The 14,316-nt window shown below is 68.3% G+C and carries 10 protein-coding genes; all 10 read right to left on the bottom strand.

All coding sequences use genetic code 11. The features are described from left to right. Positions 1–10: 10 nt before the first annotated feature. Positions 11–1,450: an aldehyde dehydrogenase gene (locus C6Y14_RS33545; RefSeq protein ID WP_107020650.1), complete on the bottom strand. Its 1,440-nt coding sequence runs from the start codon at positions 1,448–1,450 to the stop codon at positions 11–13. Positions 1,451–1,475: 25 nt separating this feature from the next. Further along, positions 1,476–3,803: a hydantoinase B/oxoprolinase family protein gene (locus C6Y14_RS33540; RefSeq protein WP_107020649.1), complete on the bottom strand. Its 2,328-nt coding sequence runs from the start codon at positions 3,801–3,803 to the stop codon at positions 1,476–1,478. Positions 3,804–3,834: 31 nt separating this feature from the next. Next, positions 3,835–5,937, bottom strand: a complete 2,103-nt coding sequence (locus C6Y14_RS33535) for a hydantoinase/oxoprolinase family protein (RefSeq protein WP_107020648.1) — start codon at positions 5,935–5,937, stop codon at positions 3,835–3,837. A 20-nt stretch (positions 5,938–5,957) separates the two neighbouring features. Beyond that, entirely contained in the window at positions 5,958–7,589 is a 1,632-nt protein-coding gene (locus C6Y14_RS33530; protein ID WP_107020647.1) for an FAD-dependent monooxygenase, read from the bottom strand. After that, complete coding sequence (locus C6Y14_RS33525) at positions 7,586–8,374, bottom strand: alpha/beta fold hydrolase (RefSeq protein ID WP_225891403.1); 789 nt, start codon at positions 8,372–8,374, stop codon at positions 7,586–7,588. The genes C6Y14_RS33530 and C6Y14_RS33525 overlap by 4 nt, the downstream gene beginning before the upstream one ends. Positions 8,375–8,491: 117 nt before the next feature. After that, a complete protein-coding gene (locus C6Y14_RS33520) occupies positions 8,492–9,769 on the bottom strand; it encodes an MFS transporter (protein ID WP_225891402.1) in 1,278 nt (425 codons plus the stop codon). 301 nt (positions 9,770–10,070) lie between these two features. Beyond that, positions 10,071–10,871 (bottom strand): alpha/beta fold hydrolase, encoded by an 801-nt coding sequence (locus C6Y14_RS33515; protein ID WP_107020645.1) that lies wholly within the window; start codon positions 10,869–10,871, stop codon positions 10,071–10,073. A gap of 156 nt (positions 10,872–11,027) precedes the next feature. Next, positions 11,028–11,252: a hypothetical protein gene (locus C6Y14_RS33510; RefSeq protein ID WP_107020644.1), complete on the bottom strand. Its 225-nt coding sequence runs from the start codon at positions 11,250–11,252 to the stop codon at positions 11,028–11,030. A 241-nt stretch (positions 11,253–11,493) separates the two neighbouring features. Next, a complete protein-coding gene (locus tag C6Y14_RS33505; RefSeq protein ID WP_107020643.1) occupies positions 11,494–13,095 on the bottom strand; it encodes a GMC family oxidoreductase in 1,602 nt (533 codons plus the stop codon). Between the two features lie 199 nt (positions 13,096–13,294). Further along, positions 13,295–14,272: an alpha/beta fold hydrolase gene (locus C6Y14_RS33500; RefSeq protein WP_225891401.1), complete on the bottom strand. Its 978-nt coding sequence runs from the start codon at positions 14,270–14,272 to the stop codon at positions 13,295–13,297. Positions 14,273–14,316 lie beyond the last annotated feature (44 nt).

Here is a 14,316-nt window from a genome sequence, read left to right as displayed (position 1 = left end):
CCTGAACGACTCATCGGTAGATCGACTTGATCTGCTGGTAGTTGCGCAATGCCTCGGGGCCGAATTCCCGGCCCAGTCCGCTGGCCTTGATCCCACCGAACGGTGCCGCCGGGTCGACCGTGTAGTGGTTCAGACCGACCGTTCCCGTCTGCATCCGGCGCGCGACGCGCATACCGCGCTCGTCGTCGTCCGTCCACACGGAGCCGCCCAGCCCGTACTCCGAGTCGTTGGCGATGCGCACCGCGTCGTCCTCGTCGGTGTACGCGATGACGGACAGCACCGGGCCGAAGATCTCCTCGCGTGCGATGACCTGCGCGTTGTCCACATCGGCGAACACGGTCGGTGTGACGTAGAAGCCCTTTTCGAAGTCGGGGCGTGAACCGCCGACGACGAGCCGGGCGCCTTCCGCCCTGCCCTGACTGATGAACCCCTCGACCCGGTCGCGCTGGCGTGCGGTCGCCATGGGACCGATCTGCGTTGTGGGATCCAGAGGACTTCCGACCGTCAGGCCGCCGACCAGCGACGACACGGCGTCGACGACCTCGTCGTAACGGCTCCGCGGCGCGAGTACGCGGGTGCTGGCGAAGCAGGCCTGGCCGTTCGCCAGCAGCGTCGCCTGGAAGAACGGTTCGGCGATCGCCGAACCGAGGTCGACGTCGTCGAGGATGACGGCCGCCGACTTGCCGCCGAGTTCCAGCGTCACCGGACGCAGGAGGGTGCCGCAGGCCGCGCCGATCTGGCGGCCCGCCCCGGTGGAACCGGTGAAGGCGACCTTGTCGACACCGGGATGCGAGACGAGGTACGCGCCGACTTCGCGGCCGGCCGGGACGACGTTGACGACGCCGGGCGGCAGACCCGCTTCCTCGACGGCCTCCGCGAAGAGGACCGCGTCGAGCACGGTCTCCGGGGACGGTTTGAGCACGAAGGTGCATCCCGCGGCCAGGCCGGGCGCGTATTTCGTCGCGGACAGGAGTTGCGGAGCGTTCCAGGGGACGATGGCGGCGACCACGCCGAGGGGTTCACGGCGCACGTGGACGGGCGCGCCGAGCATGCCGTCGCGGACCTCTTCGCCCGTGTCGTCGCGGATGAGATCGGCGTAGTAGCGCAGCAGGACGGTCGGCAGGGCGCCCTCGACCTGCTCGGAGAGCGAGATCGTCATACCGTTCTGGGCGCTGACGATGCGTGTGATGGCCTCGGCGCGTCGCTCCAGTGCCTCGGCAAGACGGTGGAGGGCGTCCGCCCGGCGTGCCGGTTCCCAGGCGGCCCAGCCGTCTGGATCGTCGAAGGCCGCGCGTGCGGCGGCCACGGCCGCGTCCATGTCCTTTTCGCTGCCGTTCGGAACGCTGCCGAGAACGTCCTCGGTGCTCGCGTCGAGGACGGTGATCCTTTCCTCGGACGCGGGGGTCACCCACTGGCCCCCTATGAAGAGGGAATGGTGGTGCGGGTTCACGTTCTGTCTCCTTCTGCCGGTGCTCTCAGGCCCAGCGCCGGTAGTCGTCGTAGGGCAGCGGATGGTCGACTGGTACGACCCGGGAGCTGACCGTGGTCAGGCAGCCGGGGCAGAACAGCTGGCGGAAGACGATCTCCGCGTCGACGTAGACCGACGGGTCGTGCCAGATGTGCGGACCGGCCTCGGCCGGTGCGGAGTCGCGGCGGGCCAGCCCCTCGATGAACACGCCTTCGGCCAGCGGTCCGATGTCGGTGGTGCAGTGGGCGCACACCACCGTCCCGGTGCCGTCGGACGACGTCCGGACCGCGAGGTTGTCGTCGAGCCGGCGCAGCTCGCTCAGGTCCGGCGTGCCGATCGGTTCGAGCCGGGCGTCGGGCAGGCCGGCATCGGCGGCGCGGCGGTGGCGCAGCTTCGCGCGGATCTCGTCGGTGGCACGCACATCCACTTCACCGTCCTCGTGGAAGGCGACGCCGTAGATGTCTCGTGCGGCGTGTGCCGACACCCGTACCTGCAGTACGTCGTCGCGGACGCCCTCGGCCGGGCGGAGCAGCGGGTCGCCGTAGCCGCCGCCCGCCTGCCAGTGCAGATACAGCGCGTCGTCCGGGCCTAGGTTCGACTCCCCCTCACAGGGCAGCACCTCGATGTCACCGCCGAGCGCGTCCAGGTCGGCGGGGATGGCCGTCGCCCCGGCGAGCTGGGGCGCGCCGATACCTCGTACCACCAGGTCGAGTTGGGAGTTGCCGGGGTATCCCCCGGCCAGGCCGACGTTCTGGTTCGCGACCTTGCCGGTGCCGGAGATGACCAGAGACATGGTCCCGCTCTGGTCCGGATGCTGCACATAGCAGACCGAGCCGCTCATGCCGCCCCGCTGCCGGCCCGGCCCGCCGGAGTCGGTCTGCTCCCGTCGCCACAGGGCGACCAGGGGGTACAGGTACTCGGTCATCTCGACGTCGGGTGCCCGCGCGGAGGGGATGATGAGCCGGCCGCCGGTGTCGACGCCGTCGTGGTGCACCTGCGCCCCGTAGCCGCCGGCCATGACGTCGAAGATGGGCGACACGAAGCCCTTGCTGCCGCCTCCGCGGACGTCGACGCCGGACACCACGCACAGGTCGGTGGTGCCGTTGCAGATCGACTGCACGTCGCTGCGGTGGTCGGGTTCGGCGTCCAGCATCTTGGCGATGACCTCGGCGACCAGGTTGCCCGATCCCCACGCCGGCCCGAAGGGCCCCTTCCCGACGGCTGCCGGGAACGAGGCGTTGGTGATGGTGTCCTCGTCCGTGATGATCTCGAAGCAGCGCATCAGTCCGCCCGCCGCCCAGGGGATGGTCCCGGCCAGCAGGGGCAGCATGGTGAAGACGATCCCGGCCCGCAGTCCGGGGTAGGGGCAGTTGATGATGCCGGTCTGCTCGGCCGTTCCCCGGAAGTCGAAGACCAGCCGGTCGGCCTCCTTGGTCATCGCGACCTTGATGGCGTGCAGGTCCCGGTCCCCGGTCTGCGACTGTTCCTGGTAGCCGATCGCGGTCCAGGTTCCGTCGGGCAGGGTTTCCAGCTTGGCCCTCAGTCGGCGTTCGGCGTCGTCCATCATGCGGCGCATCACGGCTTTGACGGTGTCGGCACCGTACTTGGCGATGAGCCGGAGGATCTGCTCCGCCGCGTTCTTGTTGGCGGCGATCTTGGCACGCAGGTCGAGGCCCACCATGTGGGGAAGCCGTGACCTGCGGACCCAGGCGTCGGCGACATCGCGCTGCAGCACCCCGCCCCGGACCACCTTGATCGGCGGTGTGGGAACAGCCTCTCCGAACACGTCCTGGGCCGACGGGCTGAAGGATCCCGGCCGCGGCCCCCCGAGGTCGACCTGGTGGGCGATGGCCGAGGTCCAGCCGAACAGCTTGCCCTCGTGGAAGATCGGGGCCAGGACGGCGGCGTCGTTCTGGTGGAGTCCGCCGCCGATCCACGGGTCGTTGCAGAGGAACATGTCGCCCTCTTCGATGCCCGGGTTGTCACTGCGGTTGCGCAGCGTCCAGACGATGGCCAGGTCCATGGATCCGATGAGGCCCACGTTGTAGGCGCCGACCTGGACCTGTTCGCCGAGTTCGTCACAGATGGAGAAGTTGAAGTCGTTGGACTCGGTGACGACATGGGAGCCCGACATCCGCCGCAGTGTCTCCCCCATCTCCTGGGTGATGGCCCACAGGCGGTGCCGGACGACTTCGTAGGTCAGGGCGTTGACCTGGTCGGCCTGTTCGCCGTCGAGTTGGTGCAGTTGCAGGGAGGGCGAGATCTGCCGCAGCAGTTCCTCGCGCGGAAGGGGACGGCTGGTGAACTCGTCCGCCCCGGGGATCTTCGATGGCATGAGAGCTGTCCTTACTCGTGACAACTGGCGACTACTGGTAACTGAGCACGAGGTTGCCGAGACGGTCGACGCGACCGGTCACGCCGGCGGGAACCACGACCACGGTGGTCGGTACGTCGACGATCGCCGGACCGGTGATCTCGTGCCCTGCGCGCAGCCGGGCGTAGTCGTAGACGGGGGTGGGCACGTAACCGGTCTGCGAGTCGAGACAGACGTGCCGTTCCTCCCGCAGTGCCTCGGCGGGGTCGGAGGTGCTCGCCGGTGCGATGTCGGGCAGTACGACGGGGAAGTCGAGGCTCGCCTTGGCACGCGCGCGGTAGGTGATGGCCTGCACGCCGGCTTCGCGGTAGCCGGCGCCGCTGCCGTTGATGCGCTCGTACTGCTCCTCGAAGCGTTCCAGGATCTCGTCACCGGTGCGTTCGGTGAACCCGTTGTCGGGGATGGTGGTCGCGAGTTCGTTGACCTGCATCGAATAGCGCAGGTCGATCTCGCGCTGCATGACCACTTCCTGGAACTTCACCTTCTGCCGGTCGAGCGCGCGCTGCAGATCGGCTTCCAGGCGGGCGTAGTGGGATTCCAGGACCGTGTGGTCGACCGGGAAGGACGAGGGGTCGGAGAGTTCGGCGCTCAGGACGATGTCCGAGGCCGCGAGCCCGTAGGCGGAGAAGGCCGAGGCGACGGGGCCGAGCGGCACGACGACCTCGCGTACTCCCAGGTCCTGGCAGTAACCGGCGCAGTGGGCGGGTCCGGCACCGCCGAAGGCGTAGGCCACGAAGTCACGGGGGTCGTAGCCCGCCTGTACGACGGACCGGCGCAGGAGGTCGCCCGCCTGCGCGTTCTGCACCTCGTGGATGGCGATGGCGGCCTCTTCGACGGTGAGGCCGAGCGGGTCGGCCACGTGCTCGCGGATCGCCTCCCGCGCCAGGTCCATCCGCAGCGGCTTCCGGCCGCCGAGCAGCCCGTGCGGGCTGAGGATGCCGAGGACCAGGTTCGCGTCGGTGTTGGTGGGGCGGGTTCCGCCGTTGCCGTAGCAGGCGGGTCCTGGGACGGCCTCGGCGCTCTGCGGGCCCAGCCTCAGGTTGCCGCCGGCGTCCACGGAGGCGAGCGCCCCGCCGCCTGACCCGATCGTGTGCACGCGGATGGTCGCGGCATTGATCGGGAACTGGTTGACGACGGAACCCGGCGCCATCACCGGCTCCCCGTCGACGATCAGCCCTGCCAGGAAGGTCGTCCCGCCGACGTCGGTCGTGATGACATTGCGGTGACCCAGCTGCTCGGCCATGCGCATGCCACCGATGACACCACCGGACAGGACGCTTCCGACCGTGGTGATGGCGTGCTCCGGTGCCCGGTCGGCCGTGATCGTGCCGCCCTCGCTCTGCATGACCAGGAGCGGTCCCTTGAGCCCGTGGTCCTCCAACTGCTTCTGCAGGGGGGTCAAGTACATGCGCAGCCGCGGTCCGATCTGCGCGTTCATGATCGTGGTGGAGGTCCGGGCGAACTCACGGATGCGCGGACTCACCTCCGACGACAGGGTCACGTACATGTCCGGGGCGATCTCGTGGATCAGTTCGCGGATGCGCTGCTCGTGGGACGCGTTCTTGAACGACCACAGCAGACAGACCGCGATCGCCTCGACGCCCTGGTCCACGAGGGATCGTGCGACATCGCGTACCTCATCCTCGTCGAGGGGGACCAGCACCTTTCCGGCATGGTCGATGCGTTCGGTGACCTCAAGTGCCCGGTGTTTCGGAATCAGCGGCGCGGGTTTGCGCTGTCGCAGGGTGTCCTGGATCTCGTGGGCGGACCGTCCGAGCGTGCGCCCCTCGGCGTTCATGATGTAGATCGAGTCCCGGTGTCCCTTGGTGGCGATGAGCCCGACATCGGCCACCGTCCCCTGGACCAGAGCGTTGATGGACGCGGTCGTGCCGTGGGCGATGTAGTCGGTCTGCGAGAGCAGTTCACCGATGTCGATGCCCAACTCCCCCGCGATCTCCTCGATCGCGCGCATGACACCGACTTCGCGGTGCGGCGGAGTCGTCGGTGTCTTGGCCGAGACGATCCGGCCGGCACCGTCCGAGGCGACGGCGTCGGTGAACGTGCCGCCCACGTCGATGCCCAGTGCGTATGACATGTGCCTTCTCCTGGTGATCTCTACTGCTGGTGGGCGGCGACCCGCCCGGTGGCTGTGTGCAGAAGCTCTTCGGGAACCGCGTCCGCGTCGCCCATCCAGGCGACGTGCTGGTCCGGACGTACGAGCAGGAGTGCCGTGGGATAGCGGTCGGACCAGTGCCCGGGCAGGTCGACGACGGTGAGAGGGATCGCCCGCTCACGCGCCGCGTCGGTCCAGGGCCGCACGTCGGCGCCGGGGTCGGTCCGCAGCAGGGTGAATTCGGGCCCGAGCAGGTCGAGCACCGACCGCCCGTCATCGAGCCATACGTGCGGGAGCCGAAAGCCGGGCTGTGCCCGTTCCTGGTAGGAGCCCATGGTGATCGCGGCCTGGTCCTCCGCTCCGATCACCAGCGGTGAGTCGGCGTAGTGGTAACCGAAACTGAAGCCGTCGGGCGAATACCGGTTCGGTTCCGTGTCCGCGAGTCGGCCGGCGAACTCCGCACGCGCCCGCTCACCCTCCGGACCCGGCAGATGGATGTCGGGCGAGAAGTCCGCGAACGAACTGCGCGCCGCCGCCCCCACCGCGCCGGCGAACTGCTCACCCACCGGCTTGCGCTCCAGCTCGTACGCGTTCAGCAGGTCCGGGGGCGCCCACCCGTGATGGACCGCGGCCAGCATCCAGCCCAGCGTTGCCGCGTCCTGGATGCCTGCGTTCATCCCGAACCCGCCGACGGGGATCCAGATGTGGGCGGCGTCGCCGGCCAGGAAGACACGCCCCGCGCCGTACTTCTGTGCGACGAGGCGGCGACCGGTCCAGCGGACCACTCCCAGCACTTCGTGCTCGACGGGTGCCCCCACCGACTCCCGTAGGAGCTGTTCGGGGTCCTCCTGGCCGGTGTCGTGGTCCGGCGGGAAAGCGACGTGGTTGAGCCACAACTCGCCCCCGTCGATGGCGATCAGCGAAGCGATCCGGCGCCCGTAGGTCCAGTACGTCCACGCGCGATCCCGTGCGGCCAGCCGCCCGAGTTCGGGAGAGCGGACGAAGGTCGAGACGAAATTCTGGATGGCGTCGACGCCCTCGTAGCGAATGCCGAGTTGGCGGCGGACCGTGCTGTGGGCCCCGTCGCAGCCCACCACGTAGGCGCAGTGAAGCGCCCGGGTGGTGCCGCCGGAGTCCACGACCGCCTCGACGTGGTCCTCGTGCTGCCGCAGTTCGACCAGGCGTGTTCCGCGCTCGATGGTCACCCCGGGCAGGGTGCTCGCGTGCCGTTCCAGGGCGGGTTCCAGGTAGAGCTGCGAGACCCTGTGCTGCGGCTCCGGCGTGGGCCAGCTGTCCTTGCCCGCGCCGGCCAGCACGTCGCCCGCGGAAGGCAGATCGATACGGAAGATCTCTTCGCCCACCAGCGTCGTCCGGTACTGGATGGATGTCGGATAGTCCTTGGGGAGACCGGCCTGCCGGATCTCGTCCGCGAGGCCCAGCCGTCGGAAGATCTCCATCGACCGCGCGGAGGTCGTGTTGCACCGGGGATTGACGGCACGGTGCTCGGTCGCCTCCACGATGTGGCACGCCACGCCGCGGCGGGCGAGATCGATCGCGAGGGTGAGGCCCGCGGGCCCGGCCCCGACGATGAGGACAGCGGGCGGGTCCTCCTGGTGAAGGCTGTGTCGGTTCATGCGTTCAGGAACTCCCCTACCAGGGTGCAGAACTCGTCCGGTCGGTCGACATGGATCCAGTGGCCGGCTCCCGGCACGACCTTGAGGCGTCCTGAGGGCAGGGCTTCGACAAGGCGTTCGGAGACGGCGACCGGTGAGACCCGGTCGAGCTCCCCGTGCAAGGCGAGGACCGGGGTGCGGATCGTGGTGAGGTCGACGGGGGGCGGCCCCTCGGCCGCCTCGGTGAACATGGAGCGGAAGGCTTCTTCGGCGCCGGGGCGCAGGGCTTGCTCCAGCCTCAGGAGGGAGAGGTCGTCGAGGTGGTCGCGGTGGTCTTCCTCGTCCGCCACCAGGCGGCTCAGGGTGGCACGCATGGACTCCCTCGTCGGTCGGTCGTAGAAGGGGATGGCCCGGGGCAGAGGTCCGGTGCCCGCCCCGCCCATGAGGACTGCGCGGTCGACCCGTTCGGGCGCCTCGGCCATGAGGGCCAGTGCCGCGGCTCCGCCGGCGGCCGAGTTTCCGAGGACATGGACCCGCTCCAGCTCGTGGTCGTCGAGCACCGAGAGGATCTGCCGGGCCCTTGCCCGTGCCCAGGCGTGCGGCCCCTGGATCCTGCCGTCGGCCGCCTCGCCGGCGGAGATGTGTGTTCCGAAACCGAGCAGGTCGGGAGCGACGCAGTGGAACGCGGCCGAGAGCCTGGAACGGACCGTGGCCCAGTTGCTCCGGGCGTCCACGCCCGGTCCGCCTCCGTGCAGCAGGATGAGTGCGGTGCCGGGTCCCGCGTCAAAGTCCGCATTCGAATTCACATTCTCATTCGATGGGGCAGCTTTATTCGACATGGCCGACATCGACCGCCTCCTGTATTGCTCTCACGTTACGTCTCATACGGTCGCGGACCTCCGTTCCGGGAAGGCCCACTCTCTTCACGCCGTCACACCTTTGGGGACTTCGGGTGTGGTCGACGGGGCTTCCGCATTGCCGCGAATCCTGTCTGCGCGCAGAAGGAGAACGGTCGCGAACGCACCGACCAGGGCCGGTATCGCGAAGACACGGAACATGGAACCGGGAGCCCATCCGGCGTCCAGCAGGAATCCCGCGAGCAGTGGGGCCAGCACGGCACCGAGCCTGCTCACCGCGACAGCCATGCCGAGCGCCGTGGCGCGGGACTCGGCGGGATAGAGGGTCGGGATGATGACGTTGATGCCCGACACCGAGCCGTTGAGGAGAAATCCGACGAGCACGGCGACCACGAGTGCACCGCCCAGGGAGCCGAGCGTCATCGAAAAGAGTACGAGTGCGATTGCCGCGACGAAGAAGTAGGCGGCAGTCAGCCGTCGAGGCTCGATCCGGGACACCAATATCCCGAGCGACGCCGCGCCGATCACCCCGCCGAGACTGAACAGCACTCCGCCGTTGATCCCTTGCTGATTGGACATACCGGCCTTCAGCAGCAGAGTGGGGGTCCACGAACTCGCGAAGTAGAAAGCCGTCATCGCCGCGGTGAAAGCGACCCATATCAGCACCGTGCGCAGGGCGTTGTGCCCACGGAACAAGGATTCGACCGCCGCCTTCCGCGACACCGTGGCCTTTTGGGGCAGTTCGTCGACCCGGGAATGGCCCATGGAGACGAGGATCCGGTTGAGTCTGGTCATCGCGTCCCGGGGGCGGCACGCGATGAGGTAGTCCATGGACTCGGGGAGGAAGCGCAGGCCGAGGGCGAAGAGGGCTGCCGTGGCGACGCCTCCGAAGACGAACACCGATCGCCATCCGTACGGGCTGAGCAGCAAGCTCGTCGCAAGACCGGCCGCGACCGCGCCCAGACCGTAGCCGGTCGTGATCAGCGCGACGACCAGCCCTCTGCGTCTGTGGTTCGCGTATTCGGAGGCGAGCACGGGCAAGCTGGCCGCCATGACTCCCACGGCCGCGCCGGTCACCAGCCGGCAGGCGAGGAGCTGGCCGAAGTTCTGTGAGACAGCGGCGCCCAGCATGCCCACCGAGGCCATCGCAAGACCGGCGAGGGTCAGGCGGCGGCGACCGACACGGTCGGCGAGCGGGGCGAGGAAGAGCGCCCCGACCGCCATACCCGCCAGGCCACTGCTGAGCAGGACGCCGACCTGTGACGGGGACAGGCCCCATTCACGAGTGATCGCCGGACCGACGAACGAGGTCGCCAGGAGGTCGAACCCGTCGAGCAGATTCATTGCAAGGCACAACACGACTGCTTGGATCTGCACGCGGCTCATTGGCGCGTTTTTGACGTGCTCAAGAATGCTCATGGAAACCTCGCTTCGTTGCGACGCTTGATGAGGGCCTGTCGGACGGCCCTCTGAGCTGGGCGAAAGCGTGCTGATGCGCGCACTTGTTTCATGACCTTCGCCTGTATGTAACGCTCACTCTACAGACGACGGGGTGCGCTGGCTAGATTTCCGTCAGGCGTCCGCCGGCCGACACCGTCCGACCCCTCGCCACACGTCCGGGCGACGAGGCGGCGCCGCTGCTTCGTCAACGGGTGCTGCGGGCAGCGTCCTCGATCACGTGCGTGACCGCGCCGGGTCGGCTGATCATCACGGCGTGGGAGGCGTTGACCTCCTCGGTGTGCGAACCGGCTCGCTCGGACATGAAGCGCTGCACGTCGGGAGCGATCGCGTGATCCTGACGAGTGATCAGGCTCCAGGAGGGCACGGTGCGGAACGCCTCCTCCGCACTGGCATCGGTGACGGCTTTCGTGTTGGCGGGCCGCTGGGCCGCCGCCAGGTCGGCGGCCGTGGTCCTGTCGACGTCGGCCGCGAAAGCTTCCCGGAAGTGATCCGGGTCGATGGACACATCCGTACCGTCCGGAACGGGAGTCGAGATCAGCGGGATGGGCGGTGACGACTTCGCCGCCAGCTCACCCACCGTCTCCCCCTTCGCGGGGATGAAACCGGCGATGTAGACGAGAGCCTTCACATCGGGGTCGGAAGCGGCCGCGTTGGTGATCACGGCGCCCCCGTAGGAGTGGCCGACCAGGACTACGGGGCCGGAGATCCTTGCCAGGTAGCTGGAAACGTAGGCCGTGTCGCCGGTGAGCCCCTGCAGGGGATTGGCAATGGCCCGCACGGGATAGCCGTCCTTGCGCAGCCTCTCCATGACGGGTGCCCAACTGGAGGAGTCCGCCCACGCTCCGTGCACGAGGACGACGGTCGGCTTCGGAGTGTCGGTGGACCGGCCACCGGTCGCCAACGCCGTACCCGGAGCCGTGGCGGCGCCCAGCAGGGCAAGTGCGCCGACCGCGAGGGCGACGCGACGTGAGATACGGATTCGCATGATGTGTCCTTACAGGATGAGGAGATCAGGGCAGGTCGGCGCGGCTTGTCAGCGGCGCTGCACCGGGCCGACCGATCCATGCTTCGTTCGGGTGGGACACCGGCAACTGCATTGCATACGGCCGGAATTACGTCACTCAAGGGCGACCCGCACCAGTCACTGGAACCGCAGCAGCCGCCGAATCACGTCGTTCGGACTCGCCGAGTCGGTTTCAGCGCCGGGAGCCGGCATCACGGTCAGCCGGTCACCGGCCGCCAACTTCACCACGGCCGTCACAGGGGCCGGAGCCGGCTGAGGTGCGACAACCGGCAGAACGGCTGCGACGCCGGCCACGAGGGCCAGGGCCGCACCCGAGAAAAGGATCTCGGGACGCAGAGTCATGAGGGACACACCCAACAAGCAGGGAGAACGTTCGGTCCCCTTGATTAAAGAGGACCGTCCCGCACATTGTCAAGACCGAACGTTCTACCTCTCATGCCTGGCGGTGACCAAGGCAGAGCGGGCGCACTCAATCAGAGGCGGTGTCAGGCGTCAGGCGCAGACAGATACGCCTACCCTGGCCACCGGGTGCGGTGGCCAGGGTAGGCGTATCTGTCTGCTCTATCTGGCTTGTGTATCTGCTCTATCTGCCTTGTGTATTCGCGTTCCTCAGGATGTCCCCCGCGATCCAGCCGACCGCCATGCTCGGTGCCGTCGTGTCCCCGGTGGTGAGCGTCGGCATCACCGATGCGTCAGCGACTCGCAGCCGATGGGTCCCGCGCACCTGGAGTGCGTCGTCCACCACCCCGGCGGGACCCAGCGCGCATGTTCCGACCTCGTGATTCCCGGTGAACCCCTGGTCGAGCACGTACCGCAGGATGTCCGCCGTGGCGACGACTCCTGGCCCGGGTAGCGTTTCGGTCGTGGCGGAGGCGAACGGTTCGGTGGCCAGAATCTCACGTACTCGGGCGAAGGCCGCGAAGGTCAGTTCTCTGTCATGACCGGTGGAGAGGTGACCCGGTAGGAGCCTTGGCGGGTCTTCAAGGGTCGGCCCTGTGATGTGGATGGTCCCGGTGCTGGTGGGCGAGTGCGGGTAGAAAGCCACGGTCGCGCCGGCCGTACCGGTCGGCATTCCGTCGTGCGCCGTCACCGGGGCCGGTGTGAACAGCAGAGTCATGTCTGGATCCGACGCCCCGCGGTCCGAACTCAGCGCTGCCACAACCCTGGTGCCGTTGTCCATCGACTCACTGGATCGCCGTACGCGGTGTGTGAACGGTGACCACGGTCGTGCGGCCGATGCCCCCGGCTGTCGGTCACGTCCTGACAGACCGTTCAGTCGGATTGCCACGACGGCTCCACGGCGCTGCCGCAGGTTGTCGCCGACGGCCGGATTCGCCGCGACGAGGTGCACACCGGCTGTGGTGAGCACCTCCGGATCCCCTACACCACTGCGTTCGAGCAGCAGCGGACTCCCCGTCGTTCCGGCGCAGAGAACGACCTCACGGCGGGCAGTGAACCGGACCGTTCCTCGGGAGGTTTTCGCCTCGACACCAATCGCGGTCGTGCCGTCGAAAAGGATCCGACGGACTTCGCAGTGTGTGCGGACACGGACGTTCGACCGTCGGCCGTACTTGCCCAGCAACGAGCGGGGTGCGCTTGTGCGGGCGCCGTTCCAGGTCGACAGCGACGCATAGGCGGCCTGCTCGTGACGTACGTTCAGGTCTTCGGCCGCCTGAATGCCGTGCCGCGACAAAGCGTCGATCCACCATGCGCTCGCCATGTCCGGCGTGTTCGGCGCCTCGGACCTTTGGGGGCCTTCGACATCGCGCCCTCCGGTGACACCGGCGACGCGTTTCTCGATGGCGGTGAAGGCCTGCTCGAAACGGGACCGGTTCCAGCCGACGACGCCGGCTGCTTCCCACGTCTCGTAGTCGGCCTCTCTCCCCCGGTCCCAGATCAGGCCGTGAGCCGACGTCGGACCGTCCATGACCCGCTCCGAGCGCCCCTGTTCCATCCGTTCGGTTGCGAACGGCCGGTGGGCGTACTGCCTCATGTACTGCGGACCGCTGCTCGACGCCCGCACGAAGTCTGTGGGGCCCGGACGCCGTGGACTCAGATCGGAACCGCCGCCGGCCTCGATCACCAGAACCCGGTTCTGCGGATTCGCCCCGAGTTGGTGGGCCAACGCCCATCCCGCGGGCCCGCCGCCGACAATGATGTAGTCCGCAACGTTCTTGGATGACACAACAGCTCCCTACGGGCTCGGGATCGAGAGGCGCCGCGGAGAGAACCTGCGGCCGCGGCCTTGGCAGTCACGTGCAGCACGGAAGGTGCACACCTCGTGAGTCCCCGGTGCTCATCGGTCGCGACCGGCACAGCCACATGTCGTGACTTCGCGGTGCGCGTCACGTCGAGGTGCGGTCAGGACGTCCTGGGAAGTGCGGTCAGGACGTCCTGGATCGAAGCCGGTCGAGCTTGTGTCCCAGTCTTCCGACACCGAGCGAGATGTGGCCGTGGCCACCCTCGATATGGCCATGGACGGTCGGCAACCGCCGGGTCAGCCACTGCCCGTGCGCGACCGGCACCATCTGATCGAGGGCACCGTGCCACAATTCGACGGGCACGGTGATGTCGGCCGGGTCGAACCCCCACGGAGCCGTCAAGGCCCGCAGGTCCTCCAGCCAGCCGTCCTCCCCCACCGCGAGTCCGTGGTTCATGTGCGCGGCGTTGTCCACGCCGTAGGCGCCGATGAGCTCGGCTGCGTCCACCTTGGGGAGCAGACTCGCCATCCCGGCCGCGAGCTCGGCGGGATCGCTGTCGCGTACGATCGCCGCCATCTGCGACACGATCGCGCGCTGTTCCTGCTCTCCGCGGGCCCCGCTCCCGAAAAGGACATGGTTCTGCACACCCATGCCCTCCACGAAGTCGAGGCCTTCGCCGTCATACGGTGCGAACGAGGCGATCAACAGCACACCGGAGACCCGTTCGGAGTCGGCGACGGCGGAGGCCAGTGCGTACGGACCACCCGCGGACCACCCCGCCACCCAGTACTCGTGGACGCCCAGATGATCCATGAGAAGGCGGCACGTCTCCGCGGTGTCGGCAACCGTGCGACCCGGGGACGCGGTCGACGCGCCATAGCCCGGGCGGGAGTAGGTCACGACGCGATACCCCTTGCCGGTTACCGAGTCGAGGACGGAGTCCATCGGAACCGCGGAACCCGGCATGCCGTGGTGGAAGAGAACGACCGGCCCGTCCTCCGGTCCTCGCACTGTGAACTCAAGGACACGGCCCTCCCCGAGGTGCAGCAACTCCATTTCTTTGCCCTTGGAGACGCTGGCACCGCCGCTCACCGCTCGTCGCCCGGATGTGAGCCGTGCCGAGTCGTCGTCCTCGAACTGACCCGTGAGTTCCGCTTCCATGAGGTCACTCCATTGCATCGTGAGATGATCTTGGGCTCATGCCG

Source organism: Streptomyces dioscori, assembly GCF_003024195.1.
In the GTDB taxonomy this organism is placed as follows: domain Bacteria; phylum Actinomycetota; class Actinomycetes; order Streptomycetales; family Streptomycetaceae; genus Streptomyces; species Streptomyces dioscori.
This window is presented reverse-complemented; position numbering and strand designations above follow the sequence as displayed.